24 protein-coding genes and 1 tRNA gene are annotated in these 23,275 nt (G+C 69.0%); 13 read left to right on the top strand and 12 right to left on the bottom strand.

What is annotated here, in order from left to right; all coding sequences use genetic code 11:
* Positions 1 to 63: 63 nt before the first annotated feature.
* Both BJ972_RS11555 and BJ972_RS11560 read right to left on the bottom strand, forming a co-directional pair.
* Positions 64 to 1,089, bottom strand: a complete 1,026-nt coding sequence (locus BJ972_RS11555) for a LacI family DNA-binding transcriptional regulator (RefSeq protein ID WP_129172305.1) — start codon at positions 1,087 to 1,089, stop codon at positions 64 to 66.
* Between the two features lie 79 nt (positions 1,090 to 1,168).
* Complete coding sequence (locus tag BJ972_RS11560; protein WP_129172304.1) at positions 1,169 to 3,151, bottom strand: hypothetical protein; 1,983 nt, start codon at positions 3,149 to 3,151, stop codon at positions 1,169 to 1,171.
* Positions 3,152 to 3,326: 175 nt separating this feature from the next.
* Between BJ972_RS11560 and BJ972_RS11565 the strand changes: the two genes are divergently transcribed.
* Positions 3,327 to 3,710 (top strand): META domain-containing protein, encoded by a 384-nt coding sequence (locus BJ972_RS11565; RefSeq protein WP_129172303.1) that lies wholly within the window; start codon positions 3,327 to 3,329, stop codon positions 3,708 to 3,710.
* Here BJ972_RS11565 and BJ972_RS11570 read toward each other — a convergent pair.
* Positions 3,707 to 4,957 (bottom strand): MFS transporter, encoded by a 1,251-nt coding sequence (locus BJ972_RS11570; protein WP_129172302.1) that lies wholly within the window; start codon positions 4,955 to 4,957, stop codon positions 3,707 to 3,709. The genes BJ972_RS11565 and BJ972_RS11570 overlap by 4 nt on opposite strands.
* Before the next feature lie 136 nt (positions 4,958 to 5,093).
* Between BJ972_RS11570 and BJ972_RS11575 the strand changes: the two genes are divergently transcribed.
* From BJ972_RS11575 to BJ972_RS11585, 3 genes are all read left to right on the top strand, one after another.
* Positions 5,094 to 5,978, top strand: coding sequence for a helix-turn-helix transcriptional regulator (locus tag BJ972_RS11575; protein WP_129172301.1), 885 nt, complete (start codon positions 5,094 to 5,096; stop codon positions 5,976 to 5,978).
* Positions 5,979 to 6,043: 65 nt separating this feature from the next.
* On the top strand, positions 6,044 to 6,493 hold the full coding sequence (locus tag BJ972_RS11580; RefSeq protein ID WP_129172300.1) for an iron chaperone: 450 nt from the start codon (positions 6,044 to 6,046) through the stop codon (positions 6,491 to 6,493).
* Complete coding sequence (locus BJ972_RS11585; protein WP_129172299.1) at positions 6,490 to 6,999, top strand: hypothetical protein; 510 nt, start codon at positions 6,490 to 6,492, stop codon at positions 6,997 to 6,999. Before BJ972_RS11580 ends, BJ972_RS11585 begins: the two co-directional genes overlap by 4 nt.
* Here the strand turns inward: BJ972_RS11585 and BJ972_RS11590 are convergent.
* From BJ972_RS11590 to BJ972_RS11625, 8 genes are all read right to left on the bottom strand, one after another.
* Positions 6,949 to 7,218 (bottom strand): hypothetical protein, encoded by a 270-nt coding sequence (locus BJ972_RS11590; protein WP_129172298.1) that lies wholly within the window; start codon positions 7,216 to 7,218, stop codon positions 6,949 to 6,951. The two genes, BJ972_RS11585 and BJ972_RS11590, sit on opposite strands and share 51 nt — an antisense overlap.
* On the bottom strand, positions 7,215 to 8,651 hold the full coding sequence (locus BJ972_RS11595) for a PepSY-associated TM helix domain-containing protein (RefSeq protein ID WP_129172297.1): 1,437 nt from the start codon (positions 8,649 to 8,651) through the stop codon (positions 7,215 to 7,217). The genes BJ972_RS11590 and BJ972_RS11595 overlap by 4 nt, the downstream gene beginning before the upstream one ends.
* A gap of 23 nt (positions 8,652 to 8,674) precedes the next feature.
* On the bottom strand, positions 8,675 to 9,901 hold the full coding sequence (locus tag BJ972_RS11600; protein ID WP_129172296.1) for a Dyp-type peroxidase: 1,227 nt from the start codon (positions 9,899 to 9,901) through the stop codon (positions 8,675 to 8,677).
* Positions 9,898 to 10,437: a copper chaperone PCu(A)C gene (locus BJ972_RS11605; protein WP_129172295.1), complete on the bottom strand. Its 540-nt coding sequence runs from the start codon at positions 10,435 to 10,437 to the stop codon at positions 9,898 to 9,900. The genes BJ972_RS11600 and BJ972_RS11605 overlap by 4 nt, the downstream gene beginning before the upstream one ends.
* 34 nt (positions 10,438 to 10,471) lie before the next feature.
* Positions 10,472 to 11,050, bottom strand: coding sequence for a copper resistance CopC family protein (locus BJ972_RS11610; RefSeq protein WP_241830685.1), 579 nt, complete (start codon positions 11,048 to 11,050; stop codon positions 10,472 to 10,474).
* On the bottom strand, positions 11,047 to 13,095 hold the full coding sequence (locus BJ972_RS11615) for a bifunctional copper resistance protein CopD/cytochrome c oxidase assembly protein (protein WP_129172294.1): 2,049 nt from the start codon (positions 13,093 to 13,095) through the stop codon (positions 11,047 to 11,049). The genes BJ972_RS11610 and BJ972_RS11615 overlap by 4 nt, the downstream gene beginning before the upstream one ends.
* Positions 13,096 to 13,245: 150 nt before the next feature.
* The gene (locus BJ972_RS11620) at positions 13,246 to 13,845 is read right to left on the bottom strand and encodes a hypothetical protein (RefSeq protein ID WP_129172293.1); all 600 of its coding nucleotides are present in this window, start codon (positions 13,843 to 13,845) and stop codon (positions 13,246 to 13,248) included.
* Positions 13,846 to 13,912: 67 nt separating this feature from the next.
* Complete coding sequence (locus tag BJ972_RS11625; protein ID WP_129172292.1) at positions 13,913 to 14,332, bottom strand: SMI1/KNR4 family protein; 420 nt, start codon at positions 14,330 to 14,332, stop codon at positions 13,913 to 13,915.
* An 82-nt stretch (positions 14,333 to 14,414) separates the two neighbouring features.
* On the opposite strand from BJ972_RS11625, the gene BJ972_RS17715 reads away from it, so the two are divergent.
* The 5 genes from BJ972_RS17715 (at position 14,415) to BJ972_RS11650 (ending at position 18,354) form a co-directional block, all read left to right on the top strand.
* Entirely contained in the window at positions 14,415 to 15,032 is a 618-nt protein-coding gene (locus tag BJ972_RS17715) for a TetR/AcrR family transcriptional regulator (protein ID WP_129172291.1), read from the top strand.
* Positions 15,033 to 15,063: 31 nt separating this feature from the next.
* Complete coding sequence (locus BJ972_RS11635) at positions 15,064 to 16,155, top strand: zinc-binding dehydrogenase (protein ID WP_129172290.1); 1,092 nt, start codon at positions 15,064 to 15,066, stop codon at positions 16,153 to 16,155.
* A gap of 54 nt (positions 16,156 to 16,209) precedes the next feature.
* Positions 16,210 to 16,602: a hypothetical protein gene (locus BJ972_RS11640; RefSeq protein ID WP_129172289.1), complete on the top strand. Its 393-nt coding sequence runs from the start codon at positions 16,210 to 16,212 to the stop codon at positions 16,600 to 16,602.
* An 81-nt stretch (positions 16,603 to 16,683) separates the two neighbouring features.
* Positions 16,684 to 17,382: a DsbA family protein gene (locus tag BJ972_RS11645; RefSeq protein WP_129172288.1), complete on the top strand. Its 699-nt coding sequence runs from the start codon at positions 16,684 to 16,686 to the stop codon at positions 17,380 to 17,382.
* Between the two features lie 57 nt (positions 17,383 to 17,439).
* Positions 17,440 to 18,354, top strand: a complete 915-nt coding sequence (locus BJ972_RS11650) for a hypothetical protein (protein ID WP_129172287.1) — start codon at positions 17,440 to 17,442, stop codon at positions 18,352 to 18,354.
* Between the two features lie 16 nt (positions 18,355 to 18,370).
* On the opposite strand, the gene BJ972_RS11655 is transcribed toward BJ972_RS11650, so the two are convergent.
* Positions 18,371 to 18,457, bottom strand: a tRNA-Leu gene (locus BJ972_RS11655).
* A 175-nt stretch (positions 18,458 to 18,632) separates the two neighbouring features.
* Here BJ972_RS11655 and BJ972_RS11660 point away from each other — a divergent pair.
* From BJ972_RS11660 to BJ972_RS11675, 4 genes are all read left to right on the top strand, one after another.
* Positions 18,633 to 19,394, top strand: coding sequence for an HAD family hydrolase (locus BJ972_RS11660; RefSeq protein WP_129172286.1), 762 nt, complete (start codon positions 18,633 to 18,635; stop codon positions 19,392 to 19,394).
* Positions 19,391 to 21,901: a glycoside hydrolase family 65 protein gene (locus tag BJ972_RS11665; protein WP_129172285.1), complete on the top strand. Its 2,511-nt coding sequence runs from the start codon at positions 19,391 to 19,393 to the stop codon at positions 21,899 to 21,901. Before BJ972_RS11660 ends, BJ972_RS11665 begins: the two co-directional genes overlap by 4 nt.
* Before the next feature lie 73 nt (positions 21,902 to 21,974).
* Complete coding sequence (locus tag BJ972_RS11670) at positions 21,975 to 22,715, top strand: FHA domain-containing protein (RefSeq protein WP_129172284.1); 741 nt, start codon at positions 21,975 to 21,977, stop codon at positions 22,713 to 22,715.
* Complete coding sequence (locus BJ972_RS11675) at positions 22,712 to 23,272, top strand: FHA domain-containing protein FhaB/FipA (RefSeq protein ID WP_129172283.1); 561 nt, start codon at positions 22,712 to 22,714, stop codon at positions 23,270 to 23,272. The genes BJ972_RS11670 and BJ972_RS11675 overlap by 4 nt, the downstream gene beginning before the upstream one ends.
* Positions 23,273 to 23,275: the final 3 nt, after the last annotated feature.

Below are 23,275 nucleotides of genomic sequence, written 5' to 3' on the forward strand. Positions count from 1 at the left end.
TTGGTCAGAAATCACATCGAGAAGCGCGCGATTCCGCGGATCTCCTCGCGCGGGAAGCGCGAATCAGAGCGCTGCGGGGCGCGGGGCGGCGGTGCTCTCGCGCACGATGAGCGTCGGTGTGCTCGATGAATCGCTCGGCTGCGTGCCCGACTCGACCCACCCGTGCAGGAGCCCGAAGGTGCGCCGGCCGAGCTCGACGAAGTCTTGCGAGACGGTCGACAGAGCGGGGTACCACATGGCCGCGAACGGCTGGTCGTCGAACCCCATGATGCTGATGTCGCGAGGAATCTCGCGACCCGCTTCCTGATAGGCCCGCGCGACACCGATCGCGATCTCGTCGTTTCCGCAGAGGATCGCCGTCACGTCGGCGTCATCCACCAATTCGATCGCCGCATCGTGGCCCGACGACGGGTGGTAGGCCGCTTGGATCATGGGCGGCACCGGGGCACCCGCTTTCTCGAGCGCACGGCGCCAGCCCCACGCACGACCGCTGCGAGCGCGGGTCGAGGGGATGGCGATGTGGTGCACCGTCGAGTGGCCGAGGGAGAGCAGATACTCGGTGGCCTCGAAGCCGCCCGCGTAGTCGTCGAGGAAGGCGTGCGGTCGAGGTGCACCTCGACGCCGGGCACCGGCAGCGGCCACGACGCGAACGTCCTGGGGCAACGCATCGACGATCTGCACCCCGACGCTGTCGAACTCGATCACGATGGCCCCGGCGATCGGTTGAGACAGGACGGTGTCGACAGCGCGAGAGATCTCGCCCGCGTCATCCGACTCGACGACGGCGATCGACACGACGAAGCCGGCGGCCCGCGCCGCCTCCTCCACGCCCTGCAGCGTGGCAGCGTAGCCGTACCGCAGGGTGTTGCGGGCCAGCACGGCGACGGTGGAGCGGCGACCACTCACGAGCGCCTGCGCGGCAGCGTTCGGTCGGTACCCGAGCCGCTGCACGGCGCTCGTGACGCGCTCGTGCAGGCTCTTGCTGACCGGCACACGACCCGAGAGCACCCGCGAGACCGTCGACACGCTGACGCCCGCTTCTGCAGCGACGTCGACGAGGAGGGCCGGCTGATGACCAAGGTTGCTCACATCAGCAGGCTACCGGTGCCGGAGACACGAACGGGGGCCGTGCGCTTTCGCGCACGACCCCCGGCCGATGGAACGAGTGTTAGCTCGCGTTCGCTGCCTTGCGGCGCGTGATCACGAATGCGCCACCGAGGAGGAGGAGCAGGATCGCGGAACCACCGAGGTAGGGCAGGTACGGTCCGACACCGGTGTTGGCGAGGCCGTCACCGCCGCCGTTGCCGGCGGGCGCGGGAGCGGGAGCAGCGACGGCGAAGGCCGACGTTGCGCCGGCGCTCGTCTGTCCGTCGATGGTCTGCTCGGCGAAGGCGATGTAGTCACCAGCGGCGAGAGCCGAGGGGATCGCGATCGACCAGGTGCCGTTCTCGACGACGACGTCGCCGAGGACCTCACCCGAGTTGCCCGTGCCGATTCCGACGGTCACCGTGGCGCCGTCGATGCCGGTGCCGGAGACCTTCGTGGGCGCGAAGCCGTGTGCGAAGGTCGTGCCGTTGGCCGGGTCGGTGATGGCCGGAGCGGCCGGGACGACCGAGAACGCCGAGGCGGCCGGGTCGGAGACGATGTCGTCACGCGTCTGCGTAGCGACGATCTCGTAGGAGCCGTAGCCGAGGTCGGCCGGGATCGACCAGGTGCCGTCGGCAGCCACGACCGCGGTGCCTTCGACGTCGCCCTCGAGGGTGACGGTCGCGCCGGCTTCACCGGTACCGGTGACGGCGGTGAGCTCGGTGACGACCTGTGCGCCGTTCGCCGGGTTCGTGATGACCGGTGCGTACAGCGGAGCTGCAACGACGTCGATCGAGAACGAAGCGGAGTCGGAGACGTCGAAGCCCTTCGTGGCGAACGCCGAGAATGCGTAGGTGCCGACCTCGTCGGGAGCCGCGAAGCTGAAGTTGCCCGAAGCGTCGGCGTTCACGTCGAAGCTGTCGCCCTCAGCAGGGTCGATGGTGACGACCGAGTCAGCAGGAGCGGTACCCGTGATCGCAGCGCCGGTCTCGACGTTGCCGCCGTTGACGGGCGAGACGAGTGCAGGAGCATCGATGTGCAGCGCGACGGTGTAGCCGCCCGCCAGTGCCAGACCGGCCTGAAGGTCGGCGCCCCAGATGAGGTTGGTTCCGTCGGTCAGAGTCGTTCCGCCCGAAAGCACGCCAACCGCGGTGTTGCCCTGGATGATGGCTCCGCCGGAGTCACCCTCGTCGCTCACCGCGAAGGCACTGAAGCCGTAGACATACCGTCCGTCGACGTTCGCCCATCCGCCGACTGCATCTACGGTGCCGGTGTGGAAGCCAGTCGTGCGACCCGAGCGAGCGATCTCAGCGCCTGCAGTGGCCGTACCGACGGAAGTCACGGGGATCGTCGACTCGGAGAGATCAGACGTCGTGGTCCAGTCGGTGACCTCGGGCTTGAGGTTCAGGTCGTCGTTCAGCACATCGATGACGGCGAAGTCGATCGAGTTGGGGTCGCCGGCGGCGCCGGTCGAGTTGCCCGTACCGCCGTACTGCGAGAAGGCGAGTTCGCCCAAGTCCTCGTAGACGATGACGGAGCCCGTGCCGCCACCAGCAGTGTCGCTGGTGGGAAGCGTGAGCCCGCTGTACGGAGTCGCACCGTCGTCGTTGCAGTGACCTGCCGTGACGACAGCGGGGTCACCCGCCGCCGACCACGCGCTGAAGCCGATCGAGCACAGGAAGCCGCCTCGGTCGCCAGGATTCTCGACAGAGAGGTATCCGGCACCACCGACGACATCGTTCGCGGCGCGAGCCGCGAACGGCGCGTCGAGGACGCGGATCTCGACGTTGGACGTTCCGTCGATGAAGGACTGCGCCTGAGCATCGAGCTCGTCCTCGGCTTCGGTGACGAAGAGGACGACGTTGCCGTCGGCGTCGGAGGCGACGGCTTCGACGCCGTCGGTCGAGATGAGAGCCTGCGCCGTAGCGTCGAATTCTGCACCGGACGTGGGAGCGACCGTGTCGCCCTCGGTTGCGAAGGCCGCCGGGGCGAACACTCCGCTGAGCGTGAGCGCAAGTGCGGAGGTGACTCCGGCTGCGGCAACGCGCCTAGATCGTGAGGTCATACGTTTCTTGTCTCCTTGGGGTGAGATCATGGTGAACGCCCAGGAGAGTCGAGTAGTCGTGTTCCCCCGAACGACATTCCCGCTTACCCTAGAACGAGTGACGCCTATCTGGCAAATCAATGTGAACGACGTGCGAACTTCGTGCGTAATACAACAGTCAAGGAGTCCTATGCGTATGAATCGACTTATTGCCCCTCTCGCTATTGCGGGAGCCCTCCTCCTTGCCGGATGCGCGACGCCCAGTGCGGGAGGCGGTGACTCCGAGACCGGCGGCAGCCCCGTCGGAATGTGGGGCGAGGACACAAAAGGCTCGCCCTACCTGGAATTTCTTGAGGACGGCACCCTGTCCGGTTCGGACGGCTGCAACGGTATCGGCGGAACCTATACCGATTCCGACGGCACGATCACCGTCGAACTCGGCTTCAGCACACTCAAAGCTTGTGTGGGCGTCGACACCTGGCTGCGTGATATCTCGACTGCGAGCGTCGACGGAGATGCACTCGCCGTGTTCGATACCGACGGCTCGCGCATCGGCACGCTCACCCGCGCAGGCTCCTAGCGGCCGGCATCCTCTGCCTGAATTCCCAGGCGTTTAAACATCAGATGTTGTTCGGCGAAGGCGCGCGAGATGATCGTCGGGATGAGGGTCGTCGTGACGATGGCGGCGCCGATCATCGCAGGCCCCTGAAGGCCGAGCGGAGTGGCGAGTGCCACGCCCGCGACGGTCGTGCCGATCGCGGTACCGGCGTTGAACGCCGAGACGGCGAGAGCGGAGCCGAGCGTGGCGGCCTCTCCCGAGAAGCGCACGGCGAGCAGGATGAGCACGCCGTTCGCGCTGAGTCCGAAGAGACCGAGTACGACGACGAGTGCCGTCATGAGCCACGGCGCCCCGACCGAGAGACTGATCGCGACGAGCACGACCGCGGTCACTGCGGGCACGAGGATCGTCACGACGCCGGGGTGCGCGTCGCCGAAGCGACCGCCGAGGATCGCACCGACGAACGAGCCGACCCCGAACCCGGTCAAGACGAGAGGCACGAGAGCGACAGGCACGCCAGCCTGCTCGGTCAAGATCGGCGCGATGAACGAGTAGGCGGCGAGAACGCCACCCGTCGTCGTCGCGCACGCGAGCAGGGCGAGCCACAGGCGACCTGACCGCAGACCGGCGAGTTGCGCACGCACGGTGCTCGCAGCGGCAGTCGTGTCGTCGCCGGGCACCAGGCGGGCGACGAGTACGACCGCGACGACGGCGGCCGCCCCGAGCACCCAGAAGGTACTGCGCCACCCCGACATCTGGGCGATGAAGGCACCGATCGGAACTCCGATGACCGTCGCGAGCGCACCACCCGCACTCACGATTCCCATGGCGCGCGAGCCGAGGGCGGGGCCGGCGGCACGCGTCGCGACGACCGCGGCGACGGCCCAGAACGCCCCGGTCGCGACAGCTGTGACAAACCGGGCGATCAGGAGGACCGTGAGATCAGCGCTCAGCGCGACGACGACGTGGCCGACGACGAACACCACGAGCGCGAGAACGAGTGTGAGCTTCTTCGACATGCGCATCGTGAGCAACGCCATCGTCGGTGCTCCGACGATCATGCCCGCGGCGAAAACGGTGATGAGCGAACCCGCCTCGGCGAGCGAGAGCCCGAGGTCGCCAGCGACCTGGGGCAGGATGCCGGCGATGACGAACTCCGTCGTGAGCATGAGGAAGGTGCCCGCGGCGAGCACGAAGACGACGAGCGGCAAACGGGCGGGGGTGCCGGCCGAAACAGGAACCGGAGCGTCGGTCGTATGCGTCGTCATGAGACTCCTTCACGCGCGGATGTCGATTGGGCCGTCATCCATCACAGCCGCAGTCGCTCGCGGGCGGGAGGTCCCGTCTATCGGGGGGAGAGACTCACCCCCTCTTCGCGCGCCGGGCGGGTCTAGCGTGAAACTCATGGACACTCCGGCTGACAATCGCGACGACATCCGCGACTTCCTCGCCACCCGGCGAGCGCGCCTCAGCCCTGAGGCGGTTGGTCTGCCCGCGGGGAGCCGCCGTCGTGTGCCGGGGCTTCGTCGGGAAGAAGTCGCGGTGCTCTCGGGCGTCAGCACCGAGTGGTACACCCGGCTCGAGAAGGGGCACATCTCAGGGGTGTCGGAGGACGTGCTCGGCGCCGTGGCCCGCGCGCTGCGACTGAGCGACGACGAGCGCGACTACCTCTTCGATCTCGCGAAGGCCGCGCGCCCGACCCTCCGCCCGGCAGCTCCGCCGAAGGAACGGAGCATCGACTCGCCCGTGCAGTGGCTCATGGACTCGATCACGATGTCGGCGGCATTCCTCCGCAACGGGCGGCTCGACGTCATCGCGACGAACCACCTCGCGCGGGCGCTTCACGCCCCCATGTTCGAGAGCCCGACCGCCGTCGGCGGCCAAGCGAACTTCGCTCGCTTCCACTTCCTCGACCCGGTCGCGCGCGACTTCTTCGTCGACTGGGAGGGCGGAGCCTCGGCGACCGTCGCGCTCTTGCGCGGCGAGGCCGGGCGACGCCCCGCTGACCGCGCGCTGCGCGAACTCATCGGCGAACTCTCGACTCACAGCCGGGAGTTCACGACGCTGTGGGCCGCGCATGACGTACGCACGCGACACGAAGGGATCAAGCCGCTGCAGCACCCCATCGTCGGCTTCATCGAGCTGACGTACCGCACCGCCGAGCTCGGCGACCCGAGCAACGCTGCCCGCACCCTCAACGTCTACACGGCCGAGCCCGGCACCCCGAACGAGGACCGATTGAAGGTGCTGGCGAGCTGGGCGGTGTCGTCCGCAGAGCCTCAGGCATGACCGCGTGACCCCACGGTGCTACTCTCGCGACACACCCGCATCCACCCCGCGAAAGGACCCCGGCAATGGCTTCGAACGACACCGAAGAGAGCGGCTTCACCGACGCCGAACGCGCGGCGATGAAGCAGCGCGCGGCCGAGCTGCGCGCACAGGGCAAGGGCGGCACGGGGTCGGCCAAGAAGAAGCGTGAAGCCGAGGCGTGCGTCGAGGCCATCGCCGCGCTCGAGGGCGCCGACCGTCAGATCGCCGAGCGTCTGCACGCGATCGTCACCGAAGAGGCACCGCACCTCGACCCGAAGACCTGGTACGGATTCCCCTCGTACGCGCGCGACGGCAAGGTCGTCGTCTTCTACCAGCCGGCCTCGAAGTTCGACACCCGCTACGGATCGATCGGCTTCAACGAAGACGCCCTGCTCGACGACGGCGTCTTCTGGCCGACGTCGTTCGCGGTGCTCGAGATCGACGAGGCCGTCGAGAAGAAGCTCCGCGCGCTCGTCACGACCGCCGCGGGTTGAGCGTCACCCTCCGGGTCGGCGGACTTCCACGAACAGAGCTCTCGGCTGAGCTGCGCTCGCGCGGCATCCTCCTCAACGCGCACGCCGAGACGCTTCTCGCGGCGCCGGAGTTCGACGGCGTGACCGAGCCGGAGGTCGTCTCGATCGTCGAGCGCTCCGTGGGCGACCTCGGTTTCGCGGAGGGCGCTCCGCTCTCCCGCATCCTCGCGGCCGCCGAGGCACAGGGCCTCGCGCTCTGCCCTCCCACCACGGGCCCGTACCTGCGTCTCGCAATGGATGAGCAGCAATCGGCACCCGACTCGGTGCTCAGTTCAGGCCGCGCACCCACCGGATCCCTCACCGTCGCGACCCGAGCCCTGAGCGACGACGTCGACTACCCGCGTGGCTTCTACCTGCGCGTCGTCGATGGGCAGTCGTGGTTGCGCGGCTACGCCTGCGACGACGAGCACATCTGGTCACCCGCCGATCGATTCGCCTTCCGGCTGCCTGCCGAGAGCACGCAGTAACCGCTCGAGCGAGTCGAGGCCCGCGCCCGTCATCCCGAGGGCGTACGAAGCCCCGCGGATGACCCAGCGCGCGTCATCCGCTTCGCCCTGCACCTCGACGATGACCGCCGCATGCCGGTCGAGGCGCCACCCGGCGAGCAGGACGACGCGCTCCGCCGCCGACCGGGACGAACCCGAGCCGAGCACGCGAAGCGCGTCGTCCTGCCCTGGGGGCGTCATCGCGATCGCACCCCTGCCCGTCGGCGCTGCACGGCACCGAGCACGAGGTCGACCGCGACGAATGCCGCGAGGCTCCAGCCGAGGAGCGGCAGGAACACGCCGATCGCGACGGCCACGACGAGCACGGAGGCCGTTCCCCACCACGGTGCGCGAGCGATCGCCCCGCGGGCCGGTGCCCGGCCGACGATCGCGCGCGGCTCGCGTGTAGGCCGACGCTGCCACCACATGACGTAGCCCCACACGACCATCGCGACGATCCCGAGCGCCGTGATGAAGAGCCCGATCTGGTTGGGCAGCCCGAACATCGTTCCCTGGTGCGTGTCGATGCCCCAGCGCGCGAGCTTCGCCGCGAACGGGTAGTCGGCGAAGTCGACGCGGTCGGTGACCTCGAGCGTCTGACCGTCGATCGCGACGGCGTCGACCTCGGTCGGGAAACTGCGCTGGATCTCTTGCACGACCCACGCCGTCTCGGCACCCGCGGGCGGGCGGATCTCGACGAGACCGGTGTTGACGTTGACCTCCTCAGCGATCGACAGCACCGAATCGAACGCCGCCGGGCTCACGTCGCCCGTGGTCGACTCCCCTCCGCCCGAGCCGCCGTGGTGCGCGTGATCGTCGTGGGCGACCTCAGCACCTCCCGACAGGTCGGTGTTGAGAGACGGTGTCGACCAGTTCGCCGCGGCCCGCAGATCGGCGACGTTCGTGCCGCCGTACGCCGACCACGTGATGCCCGTCGCGGCGAGGAAGAGTGCCCCGATCGCGAGCCAGATGCCCGTCGACGTGTGCCAGCTGAGTATCGCGCGGTATCCCTTCGCGGTGCGGTTCGGACGCACGAAGTCCTTCTTCGCGCGCGACTTCCGCACACGCACGACCCAGAGCGCGACTCCCGCGAGGGTGATGACGCCGAGCCAGGATGCCGCGAGCTCGCTGTACAGCCGGCCGACCTCACCGAGGTGCAGGTTGCGGTGCAACTGGCTGATCCACGTGCGCAGCGGCAGTGCGCCGCTCGTGCCGTACGCCGTGAGCTCGCCCCGGATATCGGCGGTCGCCGGGTCGACGAACACTGCGCGGGTCTCGCTCTCGCCGAGCGACGCGTCGGCGTACATCACACGCGTCGTGTCGCCGGGGTTCGGCGCCGGCCGCACGGCGGCGATCGTCTCGCCCTCGCCGACGTAGGCGTCGGCCGCCGCGATCTGGTCGGCGAGAGGCAGGGAGGTGTCGGCGACGGGCGCGCGGAGCTCGTCGGCGTAGACGACCTGCTCGATCTGCGGAGCGAGCGCGTAGAGCGCGCCGCTCGTCGCGGCGACGAGGATGAACGGGCCGACGAGGATCGCGGCGTAGAAGTGCAGGCGGAGCAGCAGTTGCGCCATCCAGCCCTTCCGGTTCACGGGAGGGATCGGCGCGGGAGCCGGTTTGTCGAGCGTCGAGGTCATGGGGTTCCGATCGAGGTGAGGGGTCAGAGCAGGGTGTCGCCGATGTAGCCGCCCTCGGCGCACCCGGGCGGGAGAGCGAAGACGGCCGAACCGATCGGCACGGTCCATTCGTTGAGGAGGTCGAGCTCGTCGAGGCGCTTCTGGATCGGCACGAACTGACGCGTCACATCGGCTTGGTGCGAGACGAAGAGAAGCCCCGAATTCGAGATGCCACCGCCCGTCGGCGCGTCGTCGTAGTTGTACCCCCGGCGGTAGATGCGCTCGGCGGTGTTCTCCGACCGCGACCGGCGAACGTGCGAGAACTCGGGGATGACAGGGAAGCCGATCGCCGTCGTCGCCTCGAAGTCGGGCTCGTCGTGCTCGGCCGTGCCCGTGAGCGGAGCCCCGTTCGAGAGGTATCGGCCGACCGACTGCTCCCGGCCGCCGCGGTCGAGTCGGTCCCACTTGTCGAGGTCCATGTGGATGCGGCGGACGACGACACTCGTGCCGCCCGCGAGCCATCCCTCGCGGCACCACACCAGGTCGCCGAAGTCGTCATCGCTCGGCGCAGGATTCACGGTTCCGTCGACCTGACCGAAGAGGTTGCGCATCGTGGTGCCGTTGTTCTCCGACCCGTACGCGCGCCGGAACCCCGTCTGCGTCCACCGCACGGCGGCGAAGCTCCGCGTGTCTTTCAGCAGCATGCGCACGGCATGCGCCACGGTGAAGGCGTCGTCGGCGGCGACCTGGAGGAGCAGGTCGCCTCCGCTCCAGGCATCCTCGAGCCGATCGATGCCGAACGCGGGGAGGGCGCCGAGCCACGCGGGGCGCGCCTCAGTGCCCGCGGCGCGCGAGACGAGCTCGGCACCGAACCCGACCGTGACGGTGAGCCGGGCCGGCACGACGGCGAGCTCGGGCTCGGAGTCGGCGAGCGCGGCGACACCCTGGGTCAGGCGCGCGGCGTCATCGGTCAGCACGCGCAGCATGCGCCGGATCGCGTCGCGGTCGGTGTCGGGGTGCAGATCGAGCGCGATGAGTGTCGTGTGCGCCTGCGGGGCGACGGTCACACCCGCCTGGTGAGCGCCGTAGAAGGGCACCGTGAGGGAGCCGTTGAGCGGTTCGGCGACCGCGTCATCCGCTCGGGGGCGCGCGAGAACGGCATCCGCCCCGATCGCCGCTGCGGCGCCGAGGCCGGCGACGGCACCTCCGAAGAGGAGCCGTCGCCGGGTCAGCCCACCGGCAGCGGGCTGTTCGGCTTGAGGGTCGGTCATTCGCCCTCGCCGCCCATGTCCATGTCCATCTCGCCGTCGCCGACGTAGTTCTCGTTCGCGCCCGAGTAGTCCTTCGCGGGAGCGGTGAACTCGAAGGTCGATCCGTCGTCGAAGGTGAGGGTGAACGCGACCTCGTCACCGGCCACGACGGGAGCCTCGAGGCCCATGAGCATGATGTGGTTGCCACCCGGCGTGAGCTCGAGGATCTCGCCCGCGGCGATCGTGAAGCCTCCCGTCTTCTCGCGCATGACCATCTCGCCCGATTCGTTCTCGACGGTCTCGTGCAGTTCGAGCATCGGCGAGGCGGCCGACGTCGCCGAGACGACCGTGATGTCAGCGTCGCCCGTGTTCTCGATCTCGCCGAACGCGGCCGACATGCCCGACTCGGCGGTCTTCACCCACGCGTCGTCGATGGTGACCGCCTCGGCGGCGGTCGTCGTCGACACCGAAGCCGGCTCGGGCGACGAGCACCCGGCGAGCGCGAGGGCGAGGATGCCGCCGGAGAGGGCTGCGGTGAGGCGGAGACGTGCATTCATGAGTGGTGCCTTTCTGTAGGGATGGTGCGGTGATTCAGGAACGGGGACGGCGACGGATGACGCGCGCGAGCGCCCACCACACACCGAGTGCGAGCGCGGCGCCGCCGAGACCGAGGAGCACGGGGCGGAGCACGGCGAACGAATCGTCGGAGGCGGATTCGTCGGGTGCGGCTTCGTCGGCTGCGGCGGGGCTCGGCTCCGCCGTAGCGACGGGCGCCGGCGCGACGTCGCCGATCGAGAAGGGGATGACACCGCTGATCGGATGACCGTCGGCCGACACGACGCGCCAGCGCACTTCGTAGACGCCGTCGGGAGCGCCCGTGGCGAGGGGTGCCGTGACCACATCGCCGTCGAGTCGCGTCTCGCCGCTCACCCAGTCGTTGCCCGCGTCATCCACCACGAGCACGAGCGCACCGATCGTCAGTACGTCGTCCGAGAACGTGAGCGCGACGTCGGCGGGAGCCGCGTCGAGGTTCTCGTCGACGGCGGGCGAACTGTCGAGCAGCTGGTCGTGGGCGAACGCCGGAGTCGCGACCCCGACGCTCAGCGCTGCGGCGAGCAGGAGCGAGACGGCGAGGGCGCCGCCCGACCTGCGGAGGATTCGTTTCGTCATGGTGTGTCCTTCGTTCGGCGATTGAGCCGGGCGAGCCCGGAGTTATAGGCGTCGAGCTCGGCTTCTCCGTCGCGGTCGGCCCGGCGGTCGTAGCGCTTCGCAGCGCGCTCGTCGCTCCGCATCCACTGGGTGACGACGATCATTGCGACGAGCACGGCGGGAACCTCGCCCACGCTCCACGCGATTCCACCGCCGACGCCCTGGTCGGCGAGCAGCGCATCGGTGTCGGTGTAGCCCATGGCGATCCACCACGATTCGGCGAGCACCGTCGACTGCGACATGATCGCGAGCCCGAAGAACGCGTGGAACGCGAGAGTGGCCAGCAGGATCAGGAGTCGGAACGCGTGGTTCGTTCGCGCCGGGCCCGGGTCGACGCCGATGAGCACCCAGAAGAAGAGGTAGCCGCTCGCAAGGAAGTGCACGGTCATGAGCACGTGCCCCTGGTGGCTGTACATCGCCCACTCGAACCAGCCCGTGTAGTAGAAGACGACGAGACTCCCCGCGAAGATGACCGCCGCGACGGCCGGACGCGAGAGCAGCCCGAGGTAGCGCGAGTGCACGAGTGTGAGGATCCACTCGCGAAGACCTCGGCCGCCGTCATCCCGCACCGGAAGGGTGCGCAGAGCGAGCAGCACCGGGCCACCGAGTACGAGCAGCGGCGGCACGACCATCATGAGCAGCATGTGCTGGAGCATGTGCGTGCTGAAGTGCACCTGCCCGTAGACGCCCGGGCCGCCGCTCGTCGTGTAGAGCAGTGCCGCGCAGCCCGCGACCCACGCGATGGTGCGACCGACGGGCCAGCGGTCGCCGCGGCGGCGCAGCTTCAGCACGGCGCTCACGTACAGGGCGGCACCGACGACGGCCGCGGCCGCCCACACCCAGTCGATGTGCCACTCGGTGAGCAGGCGCAGACCCTCGAGCTCGGGCGGGTAGGGAAACCCGAGGAGCGAATGCCGGGCATCACCGATGAGCGGCTCCTGCGAGACAGGAGGCGAACTGCGCGAGAGCGCGACCGAGAGCCCCATCGCGACCGCCATCACGACGACCTCGCCAACGGCCAGCCGCACGAACGGCGTCCGGCTGCGCGGTTCGGCCAGCAACGCGGGCAGCAGGCGGCGGCGGTGGATCGCTCCGGCGATGCCGAGGGCGACGAGCGCGACGGTCTTGGCCACGAGGAGGAGCCCGTAGGGCTCGAGCAGGTCGGCCGGGGAGGCGAGCCGGAGCGACGCGTTCACGATTCCCGAGAAGGCGACCGCGGCGAACGCCCAGCCCGCGAGCGTCGAATAGCGTGCGGCGACGACGCCGAGGTGATCACCGACCGTGCGACGCAGCAGGATGACGGCGACGAGGCCGCCCATCCAGGCGGTGACACCGACGAGGTGCATGGCGAGGCTGTTGACGGCGTTCGCATGCTCGTCGGATCCCGCGGCATGGCCCGAGAGCGAGAGCGGCAGGAGCGCGAACACCGAGAGAGCGGTCGCCGCGGCGACCCATCCGAGGCGGCGGGTGACGGCGATCATCACGAGGGCCACCGCGATGCAGACGATCGAGGCGAGCAGCGTCTGTCCGAGTTCGAGATCGGTCGTGAAGAAGACGAACTGCGTGGCGAAGATCGGCGAGGTGAACGGCACGCCGATCGAGTTGGCTGCGGTGAGCACGAGCACGCTGATGGCCGCGGCCAGCCAGGCGCTGGCCGACCACGTCGCCCAGCGCACGGCCTTCGCCTGTGAGAACGAGGCGAGACCCGGCACGATCTTCTGACCGGGCAGCAGGAACGTCGCGGCGATGAGCAGCCCGATCGTCAGCGATGCCGACAGGTCGTGCAGGGTGCGGGCGATCGGCAGACCGCGCGTGACGAGGGGGCCGGGGTCGACGAGCAGGCGCTCGTCGAGGACTCCGGTGAAGGCGAGTCCGGCGATCGTCGCTCCCACGGCGAGGGGCACGCAGAGCACGAGCGTGACCGCGACGGGGCGCAGCGGCTGGATCAGCGGAGTGGTGCGGAGGGTGTCATCGGTTCTGTCGCCTGTCGGCGAGGGTGCGACCACGAGCGTGGTTCCTTCCCGGGCAGCGCGAGCGCTGCCGAACGCGACGGGTCGACGCGCGGAACGTCAGCGATCGCCGACGCAGCCCGCGCTCACCGCCGAGAGCGGTCGACGCGTGCGCACGGCTGAGAGGCCGGTGCGCGCGTCGAAGAGCTAGGAGGCGGGAAGGAGAGGCGGCCCGCGGTGGGCGAACGTCGCGGGGAAGACGGAGAGCTTCGTGGGTACCGTCGATGCGATGACGGATGCCGGTCGGGGCGCAGCGGGCCGCACGACGACGGGAAGCGTGAGGGCGGCCGCGACGCGGCGGACGACGAAGCGGCGCGCTTCGGCGAGCGCCGTGAGGATCGACTCGGCGAAGTACAGGGCAGCGATCGTGATCGCGCCGGCGATGAGGTGCGCGACCCACATGGAGGCACCCGAGTGCGCGGCGTGCGACGCGGGGGCGGCGAGGGTTGCGACGGTATCGGCGGCGTGGTGTGCATGGCCCGTCGGCAGAGCGGCGGGTACTCCGAGACCGAAGAGCGAGTGGAAGAGGAACTGGCTGACGCCCACCGAGATCGTGAGGCGCACGAGCGAGAGACGCCGACCGGCGAGCAGGGCGCACGCCGCGAACGACAGCAGGAGCGGCGCGCCGATTCCCAGGATCGAGGGCGGGGCACCGCCCGCGGCCACGTGCGAGAAGAGGGCGACGAATGTCGCGAACGACGCGGCAACCAGACCCCGGAGGATCTGAGGAGCTCTCGAACGCCGCATGGCTCCATCCTCGCAGACAGCTGTGACGGTCGCGTTTCGCGTGATCACTCCGGCTCGCGGGGCGCGATCACTCCCGAGGCAGGAAGTCCTCCAGCGCGTTGTCGAGGAGCACGACCTCGTCGTCATCCTGCAGCCAGACCCTCACTCGCCCGTCGCTCTCTGCCCCGCTGCCCGTTCCGGGAACGAGGGCTCCGGGAACGAGGTAGGTGTTCCCGCCGGCGTCGTAGGCGAAGGGGATCGAGCCGGCGAGACGGTCGGACTGCGCGGACAGCGCGATGGCCATGCCGACGACGGACGTGTCGCTGTCATCGATCGGGAAGTAGCCGTGCACTCCGAGGGGATGGATCTCGTCGTCATCCGCCCACCCGCCGTTGTGCCGGAGGTAGAAGTCTCGCAGTGCCGCAGGCAGGACCATACCGAGTCTCAGCTCGACCGATCGGAGTGCGTCGTCATCGACGGGCGGTCCACCCTCGTGCCACGGAATCACGGTCTCACTGTATGCCCGGGTCGCGGCGCGCCACTGGACACACTCATGGACAGGTGTCCAGAAGTGATCTAGGCTCGGTCGTGTGAGCGACGTCGCGGGAGTATCGGACGACGTTCGCCGAGCACTCCGCGACTCCTCCGATCCGCGGGCCGAGCGCACGCGCCAGCGACTGTTCGAGGCCGCCGAGGCACTCAGCGCGACGGGCGACGACGTCTCGGTCAGCGCACTCGTGCGGCAGGCGGGCGTGAGCCGGTCCGTCTTCTACACGCACTTCGCGGATGTCGGTGAGCTCGCACTCCGCATGATCGAGCCCGTCATCGACGAGATCGCCCAGACGGCGGCCGAGGAGCGCCTGCAGGATCCGCACCGCGCGATGCGCTCCGCGCAGACCCGTCTCGTCGCGCACGTCGACGGTGATCGCGCCCTCTACCGCGCCGCGTTCCGACTTCCCGGAGACGGGCTCATGACCGCGATGCGCGATGCCATGCGTGTGCCCATTGCGGTGCACATCGACGTCGTCGGAGCCCCCGACGGTCTCGACGTCGACCTCGTCTCTCGCTATGTCGCCGGGGCCGTCATCCATCTGCTGTCGGACTGGGTGCTCGATCGGGTCGATGCCGACCCGGAGACGATCGCCCAGCACCTCTACGCGCTCATGCCCACCTGGATGCATGAGCACCCGAACGGGTCGTCGACGTAGACGACCCGAGGAACACGAGAAAGGGAACGCCATGAAGGCATCCATCGTCCGCGAGTTCGGGGGCGGTTTCTCCGTCGCCGACATCGACATCGACGCGCCCGTCGGGAGGGAGGTGCTCGTCGACGTGCGAGCCTCGGGCCTCTGCCACTCCGACGAGCTCGCCGCCACGCATCCCCTCGGCTACAACCCGCCCATGGTGCTCGGCCACGAGGTCGCCGGCGTCGTCTCGGCCGTCGGACCCGACGTCACGCAGGTCTCGGTCGGCGACCATGTCGTCGGGTGTCTCGTTCAGTACTGCGGCACGTGTCGCCGCTGCCTCGAGGGCAAGCAGACGCTCTGCCTGAACCCGTCGTTCACCGAGCGGAGCAGCGACGAGGCGCCTCGTCTCTCAGAGAACGGTGTCGCCGTGGCCCAGGGCATGGGGCTCGGCGGATTCGCGCAGCAGGTGCTCGTGCACGAGCACCAGCTCGCCGTCGTGCCCGACGAGGTGCCGTGGCCGCAAGCGGCGCTCCTCGGCTGCGGAGTCGTCACGGGTGCCGGTGCGGTGCTCAACATCGCCGACGCACAGGCCTCCGACACCGTCGTCATCATCGGCACGGGCGGTGTGGGTCTCAACGCCCTCAACGGTGCTGTGACCGCGGGCGTCGCGACGATCATCGCGATCGACATCGCCGACGAGAAGCTCGAGCGAGCACGCTCCTTTGGCGCGACGCACGTCATCAATTCCGCCACCGAGGATCCGGTCGCGGCGGTGCTCGCCATCACCGGCGTCGGGGCGGACGCCGTCTTCGACTTCGTCGGGCTCGGCCCCGTGACGCAGCAGGCGCTGCAGATGGTCGCCCCCGGCGGCGGCCTCTACCTCATCGGAGTGCTCGACCCGACGGCGACCCTCACCGTCTCACCGGTCGAACTGCTCTCGATGAAGCGGCGCGTCGAAGGCGTCTACATGGGAGGCACGACCGCGAAGCGCGACATCCCTCTCTATGCGCGCCTCTACCTCGAGGGCCGCTTCGAGCTCGACTCCCTCGTCTCGAAAGAGATCTCACTCTCCGAGGTCAACGAGGGCTACGCGTCGCTCAAGGATCCGTCGGTCGCCCGGGTGGTCATCACCGATCTGGCGTGAGGGTGCGGGAGGCGCACACCGTCAGCGCGCGGTTCGGCCTGGCACAATGCACGTATGACCCCGAGGGAGACGATTCCGGCACACCGCCGGTTCCTCACCGTGGTCATCGCGGTCATCCTCGTGGTCGGGGCGTCGTGCGCCCTCCTGCTCGCTCACGCGAATTCCGGTGAACACCACCCGGTCGCCGCCGTGAGCTCGGAACTCGTCGCCGATCCCGTGGTCGCGACGGGCGACACTCCTCTCCCCTTCAGCGAGACCGCCGCCCTGTGCCTCACGCTCGGAGCCGCATGCGCTCTCGCCGTGCTGCTCGTGCTGCTCGTCATGAGGCGACACCCGGCGCGAGCCCTCGGAGAACTCCTCGCCGCGTCATCCGTCTCTCTTCTTCCCTCCCGCCGACCCCCTCGGTCGACGGTCGTCTTCTCCGCTCTCTGCATCCTGCGGGTGTGAGGCGTCGCGGGCCCGCCCGCGATCGTCTGACACCCCTGCAGGGCCGACCGTCGATGTCGGCAGAGAGAACGGAACCTCCCCATGAACACACGCACGACCCGTCCCACCCCGTCCGGCGAGCAGAGGAAGAGCCGTCGCGTGCTCTGGATCAACCTCGGCGCGATCGCGGCTTTCATCATCGTCGCCGTGATCGTCGTGCTCGCGCTGCGACCGAGCTCACCCACCGAGGAGTCGGCCGAGGCCGACCCGGCGCCGACGGTTCGCGCCGACACGCGCATCCTCGGCGAGCCGGGAACGGCCGACGTCACGCTCGTCGAGTTCCTCGACTTCGAGTGCGAGGCGTGCGGCGCGACCTACCCCTACATCGAGCAGCTTCGCGAGAAGTACGCGGGCGACGTCACCTTCGCGATCCGTTACTTCCCGTTGCCGGGCCACAAGAACTCCGAGAACGCCGCGGTTGCCGTCGAAGCGGCGGCACGACAGGGCCAGCTCGAGCCGATGTACTCGCGCATGTTCGAGACGCAGATCGAGTGGGGCGAGAAGCAGGAGTCGGAAGCCCCGCTCTTCCGCTCGTTCGCCGTCGAGCTCGGCCTCGACATGGATGCCTATGACGAGGCCATCGCGGATCCGACGACACTCGCGCGGGTGCGTTCCGACCTCGACGACGGGGTCGCGCTCGGCGTCCGCGGCACGCCGACGTTCTTCGTGAACGACGAACGGCTCGAACTCACCGCCCTCGAAGACCTCGACCGGGCGCTCGACGCGGCGCTCGGGCGGTGATCGTGAGTCGGCCCGGTACACCGCCGGGCCGACTCCGCCGCTGGCTAGGCTGACCGCATGCTGTTCGGAAAGAGGCGCCGCGCCGCGCAGGCCCGCGAGCGGCAGTCGACGCGTGAGACCTTCGTCGCCCGCGGCTGGCGGTGGGAGGATGCCGCGCCTCCGCCCGACATGGAGATCAGCGAGGCTGCGATGAGGGCGCGCCGCGGGCACCGGGCGATCTGGCCCACCGGCATGAGCGAAGTGGCCTCCGGCACCGCACACGGCTACGCCGCGACCGCCGCACGGCTCGTCGGCTACGAGTTCACGACCACGAACACCGGAACTCCGCTGGGTCGCCGCGTCGAGACGAACCTCGTCTGGCTGCGACTGCCCCAGTCGCTGCCCGAGATCCGATTCGGCGACGCCACTCTGCCCGATCGCGCCGACGCCGGCGTGCGCCTCCCGCCGCTCGACCGCTCCCCCGCCGGGCCCAGCGAGCGGTGGAGTGTCGAGGGGTTCATCCCGGACTTCGCTCGCGATCTGCTGACGCCGGGCTTCGTCGCGGCACTCGAGACGGCACCCGAACGCACTCCGGTCGTCATCCGTGACGGCGTCATCCTCACCTACGGCGCCGAATCGCTCGACGTCGCGGCCGTCGATGCGCGCCTCGACCTTCTCGCCACTCTTCTCGGTCGAGTTCCCGCCGACGCGTGGGGGCGTGCCGACGCCCTCGTCGCCGGCACCGGCGTCTCGCCGCACATGGCATCCGACGGCCCGGCTCTCCGCCTCGACGAGCGCATCGTCGAACGTGATTGGAAGGGCTTCGGCCTGCAGAAGGTCGACTGGCGCGAGACTCCGACGGCGCAGACCGCGGTCGTGCTCAAGCACCGTGAGGCGATGGATGTCTGGCCGACCACGCCCGACGACGCACCGGGGCTCTCGATCGACCTGCAGGTCGGCGGCATAGCGATCACTCGACCGAAGAAGCGATGATTCCCTGAACCACCTGTGGTGCGCGAGGGGGGACTTGAACCCCCACACCCTTGCGAGTACTGGCACCTGAAGCCAGCGCGTCTGCCAATTCCGCCACTCGCGCACGCGTGGACGCCCGGAGGCGCTCCAACTCAGCGAGACTAACACCTCGCGCGTCCCGTCGCCATTCGAGGCAACGCAACACCTTCGTCTCGACCCTGACACCTTCACCCCGTAGCATCGTGGAGTCCGGACAACGGCCGTTCGCAGGCGCTCCCCACCGAAATGAGAGGCACCACGTGGCGACGAACGATGACACGACAACCCCCCTGGCCGGCATTCGAGCCTGGCTGTTCGACCTCGACGGCGTTCTGACGCCGACGGCCGAGGTACACATGCGGGCCTGGTCGAGACTCTTCACCCCCTTCTTGGAGGAGCACGGCGCGCTGCCCTACAGCGACGACGACTACTTCGCCTACATTGACGGCAAACCGCGCTACGACGGCGTGCGCTCCCTGCTCGAGAGCCGCGGAATCACGCTGCCCGACGGCGATGCGAGCGACTCCCCCGACGCCCCGACGGTCGCGGGCCTCGGAAACCGCAAGAACGCCGCGTTCAACGAGACCCTCGCGTCCGAGGGCGTCGTCGCCTACCCCGCGAGCGTCGCGTTCCTCGACGAGGTGCAGAGACGAGGGGATGCCGTCGCCGTCGTCTCGAGCTCGAAGAACGCTCCTCTCGTACTGCGCGCCGCCGGCCTCGCCGACCGTTTCACCGTCGTCATCGACGGCCAGGTGGCCACCGATCTCGGCATTCCGGGCAAGCCCTCCCCCGCGACATACGAGCACGCGGCATCCGTTCTGGGAATTCCCACGCAACAGTCAGCCGTCATCGAAGACGCCGAATCCGGAGTCGAAGCCGGCGCAGCCGGCGACTTCGGAGTCGTCATCGGTGTCGATCGCGGCGTCGGTCGCGATACTCTCGACCGTCTCGGTGCCGACCTCGTGGTCGACGAGCTCGATGAGTTGATCCCCCTCCTCCCGCAGAACGGAGAACCCGTATGAGGTTCGTCGGCGACGATCCCCTCGACCGCACACGCTTCCCCATCGATGAATGGGCGCTCGTCGAGACCGAATTCGAGGCCTCCGACTTCGGCACGACCGAGACGCTCTTCGCGGTCGGCAACGGCTACCTCGGCCTCCGCGGCAACGTCGAAGAGGGCCGCGACGGGCATGTTCACGGAACGTTCATCAACGGATTCCACGAGACCTGGCCGATCCGTCACGCCGAAGAGGCGTTCGGCTTCGCGCGCGTCGGTCAGACGATCGTCAATGCCCCCGATGCCAAGGTCATCCGTCTCTATGTCGACGACGAGCCGCTCGTGCTCACCGAGGCCGACCTGCTCTCGTACGAGCGTCGCCTCGACTTCCGCGAGGGCGTGCTGACGCGCACGATGCAGTGGCGCACACCGTCGGGCAAGCGCGTGCTCATCACGTCGCGCCGCCTGACGTCGTTCACCGACCGTCACCTCGCCTTCATCGACTACGAGGTCACGCTCCTCGATTCCGATGCGGCGATCCTCATCTCGAGCCAGATCCTCAACCGCCAGGACGGCCGCGACGAGTACCGGTCGAAGGTGCAGGAGGAGTCGGCCGGCTTCGACCCCCGCAAGGCCGAGCAGTTCATCGAGCGCGTGCTCCAGCCGCGCCTGCAGCGCGAGCGCGAGGGCCGCATGCTCCTCGGCTTCCGTACCACGAACTCGGGCATGTCGATCGTCGCGGGCGCGGATCACCGTCTCGAGACCGAGAGCCCCTGGTCGTCGAACCCGACGGTCGAAGACGACCTCGCGAAGATCGTCTACCGCGTCGAGGGCCAGCAGGGTGTTCCCATCAAGCTCTCGAAGGTCGTGAGCTATCACACGGCGTCATCCGTGCCCGTGCGCGAACTCGCCGACCGCTGCGAGCGCACGCTCGCTCGCGGCCGCGAGCTCGGTGCCGAAGGGATCCTCGCGCAGCAGCGCGAGTGGCTGGATGACTTCTGGACGCGTTCCGACGTCGTCATCTCGGGTCAGGCGCCGATCCAGCAGGCGACCCGGTGGAACCTCTTCCAGCTCGCCCAGGCGAGTGCGCGCACCGACGGTGGCGGCGTCGCGGCGAAGGGCGTGTCGGGCTCGGGCTACGGAGGTCACTACTTCTGGGACAGCGAGGTCTACGTCCTCCCGTTCCTCACGTACACGGCACCCGTCGTCGCCCGCAACGTGCTGCGGTTCCGCGAGAAGATGCTCGATCACGCTCGTGCGCGCGCCGTCGAGCTCAACCAGCGCGGCGCGCTCTTCCCGTGGCGCACGATCAACGGTCACGAGAGCTCGGCGTACTACGCCGCGGGCACCGCGCAATACCACATCGACGCCGACATCTCCTTCGCGCTGAGCCAGTACATCGCCGCCTCGGGCGACGTCGACTTCCTCGCTCGCGGCGCCGTCGACATCCTCGTCGAGACGGCGCGCATGTGGGCCGACCTCGGCTTCTGGCGCGAGAACGGCGAAGACGTCTTCCACATCCACGGCGTCACCGGCCCCGACGAGTACACGACGGTCGTCAACGACAACCTGTACACGAACGTCATGGCGCGGGCGAACCTGCGCGATGCGGCGGATGCCGTCGACGAGCTCCACTCCGGAGACCCCGCCGCGCACGCCCGGCTCGCCGCGCGACTCTCTCTCGCTCCCGACGAGGTCGACGAGTGGCGTCGGGCCGCGAAGCACATGCACATCCCGTTCGACGAGCAGCTCGGTGTGCACCCGCAGGACTCGGCCTTCCTCGAGAAGGAGATCTGGGACCTCGAGAACACCCCGCCCGGCAATCGCCCGCTCCTCCTGCACTTCCACCCGCTCGTCATCTACCGCTTCCAGGTCTTGAAGCAGGCGGATGTCGTGCTCGGACTGTTCCTCCAGGGCGATCAGTTCACGCCCGAGGAGAAGCTCGCGAACTTCGACTACTACGACCCGCTGACGACGGGCGACTCGACCCTGTCGGCCGTCGTGCAGTCGATCATCGCGGCCGAGGTCGGGTACCACGCGCTCGCGCTCAAGTACTTCCGCTCGGCGCTCTTCGTCGACCTCGCCGATCTGCACCACAACGCCGCCGACGGCGTGCACGTCGCGTCGACCGGTGGCGTGTGGCAGGCGATCGTCTACGGCTTCGGTGGTTTCCGCGACCATCGCGGCACCTACACGTTCGATCCGCGCCTTCCGGATGGCTGGGAGCACCTCACCTTCCGTCTGACGATCCGCGACTCCCGTGTGCGCGTCGACCTCACGCCGTCATCCATCGTCTTCACGATCGAGGAGGGCGAGTCGGTGCACGTCTCGGTGCGCGGACTCGAGCTCTACGTCGCGAACGGCAAGCCCGTCACGGTCGAGCTCGACCCGCGCGGCCCGCGCCTCGAGGGAGCACCGACGATGCGCGACATCCGCGGCACTCGTCGTGCCGACGGCACGCTCCTCACGGCGTCGATCCCGACGATCGCGCTCGACCTCGACGCCCCGGATGCGGCCCTGACAGGCGACTGATCCGGGCCTTCGGACGCCTTCACAGCAGTTCCGACTAGCATGCACTCAGTCACGAAACCGGATCGGGAGACCCGTGGGCCTACTGGACAACTTCGAGAAAGGTCTCGAGCGCGCCGTCAACGGCGCCTTCGCGAAGACCTTCAAGTCCGGCCTGCAACCGGTCGAGATCACGTCTGCCCTGAAGCGTGAGATCGATACGAAAGCAGCCGTCGTCTCACGCGACCGCGTTCTCGTGCCGAACACGTTCACGGTGCGCATGAGCCCCGCCGACTACTCGCGCATGAGCGCGCTCGGCCCGACCCTCGTCGACGAGCTGACCGATCTCGTGCAGAAGCACGCGGCGAGCCAGCACTTCCAGTTCGCGGGCGGTATCTCGATCACGCTGCGCGCCGACGAGAGCCTCAGCGAGGGCATGCTGCAGGTCGACTCGGCCAACGTGAAGGGCGACGTCGCCTGGACCCCGGTCCTCGAGATCAACGGCGCACGCCACCCGATCCTCAAGGGGCGCACCGTCATCGGTCGCGGCAGCGACGCCGACATCACCGTGGACGACACGGGTACGAGCCGCAAGCACGTCGAGGTGCAGTGGGACGGCCGCCGGGCGCGCGTGCGCGACCTCGGCTCGACGAACGGCACCCAGCTCGACGGTCAGCCCGTCAAGGAGTCGATCCTCGAACCCGACTCGGTCATCACGATCGGTCGCACCCGCATCGTCTTCCGCGTCCTCGCTCAGGCGAGCGCACCGAGCCCGTCGCGCACCGAGCCCGCGACCGAGCGCCACGACATGGGCGGATTCTGGGGGCCCGCGCAGTGAACACGCCCAGTGAACTCACCCTCGTCGCCCTCCAGTTCGGCTTCCTCCTGCTGCTCTGGGTCTTCATCTTCGTCATCGTCTATGCGCTCCGCAGCGACCTCTTCGGTCAGCGCGTCCGCAAGCTCCAGCCGGCGGACGCCGCGGCGAAGTCCCCGCGCATCGACACCCCCGTCCCCGCTGCGGCGGGCGCGGCGTCGTCGCCCGTCGCGGCCGCGAGCACGGGCGGCTCGGCTGGCGGGTCGAACGTCGGCCCGGCCACGAACGAGACGGCCCGCGTCCTCGTCATCACCTCGGGCGCGAAGGCCGGGAGCGAGTTCCCTCTCGGCACCGACGAGATCACGATCGGCCGTTCGAGCGACTCGGCCATCATCATCCGCGACGACTACACGTCGACGCACCACGCTCGCCTCATGCTCTGGAACGGTCGCTGGATGATCCAGGACCTCGATTCGACGAATGGAACCACCCTCAGCGGCTCGCGCGTGACCGTGCCGACCCCGATCGATCTCGGGGCGACCATCAAGGTCGGCGCGACGACGTTCGAACTGCGGCGGTAGGCC

The organism is Agromyces atrinae, assembly GCF_013407835.1.
Lineage (GTDB): Bacteria > Actinomycetota > Actinomycetes > Actinomycetales > Microbacteriaceae > Agromyces > Agromyces atrinae.

Coding starts and splice junctions, on each gene's coding strand:
- BJ972_RS11570 (WP_129172302.1), bottom strand. CDS start 4,957: ATGACGACGCATACGACCGACGCTCCGGTTCCTGTTTCGGCCGGCACC.
- BJ972_RS11575 (WP_129172301.1), top strand. CDS start 5,094: ATGGACACTCCGGCTGACAATCGCGACGACATCCGCGACTTCCTCGCC.
- BJ972_RS11665 (WP_129172285.1), top strand. CDS start 19,391: ATGAGGTTCGTCGGCGACGATCCCCTCGACCGCACACGCTTCCCCATC.
- BJ972_RS11560 (WP_129172304.1), bottom strand. CDS start 3,151: ATGACCTCACGATCTAGGCGCGTTGCCGCAGCCGGAGTCACCTCCGCA.
- BJ972_RS11620 (WP_129172293.1), bottom strand. CDS start 13,845: ATGCGGCGTTCGAGAGCTCCTCAGATCCTCCGGGGTCTGGTTGCCGCG.
- BJ972_RS11580 (WP_129172300.1), top strand. CDS start 6,044: ATGGCTTCGAACGACACCGAAGAGAGCGGCTTCACCGACGCCGAACGC.
- BJ972_RS11635 (WP_129172290.1), top strand. CDS start 15,064: ATGAAGGCATCCATCGTCCGCGAGTTCGGGGGCGGTTTCTCCGTCGCC.
- BJ972_RS11590 (WP_129172298.1), bottom strand. CDS start 7,218: ATGACGCCCCCAGGGCAGGACGACGCGCTTCGCGTGCTCGGCTCGGGT.
- BJ972_RS11565 (WP_129172303.1), top strand. CDS start 3,327: ATGAATCGACTTATTGCCCCTCTCGCTATTGCGGGAGCCCTCCTCCTT.
- BJ972_RS11650 (WP_129172287.1), top strand. CDS start 17,440: ATGCTGTTCGGAAAGAGGCGCCGCGCCGCGCAGGCCCGCGAGCGGCAG.
- BJ972_RS11640 (WP_129172289.1), top strand. CDS start 16,210: ATGACCCCGAGGGAGACGATTCCGGCACACCGCCGGTTCCTCACCGTG.
- BJ972_RS11600 (WP_129172296.1), bottom strand. CDS start 9,901: ATGACCGACCCTCAAGCCGAACAGCCCGCTGCCGGTGGGCTGACCCGG.
- BJ972_RS11645 (WP_129172288.1), top strand. CDS start 16,684: ATGAACACACGCACGACCCGTCCCACCCCGTCCGGCGAGCAGAGGAAG.
- BJ972_RS11595 (WP_129172297.1), bottom strand. CDS start 8,651: ATGACCTCGACGCTCGACAAACCGGCTCCCGCGCCGATCCCTCCCGTG.
- BJ972_RS11610 (WP_241830685.1), bottom strand. CDS start 11,050: ATGACGAAACGAATCCTCCGCAGGTCGGGCGGCGCCCTCGCCGTCTCG.
- BJ972_RS11605 (WP_129172295.1), bottom strand. CDS start 10,437: ATGAATGCACGTCTCCGCCTCACCGCAGCCCTCTCCGGCGGCATCCTC.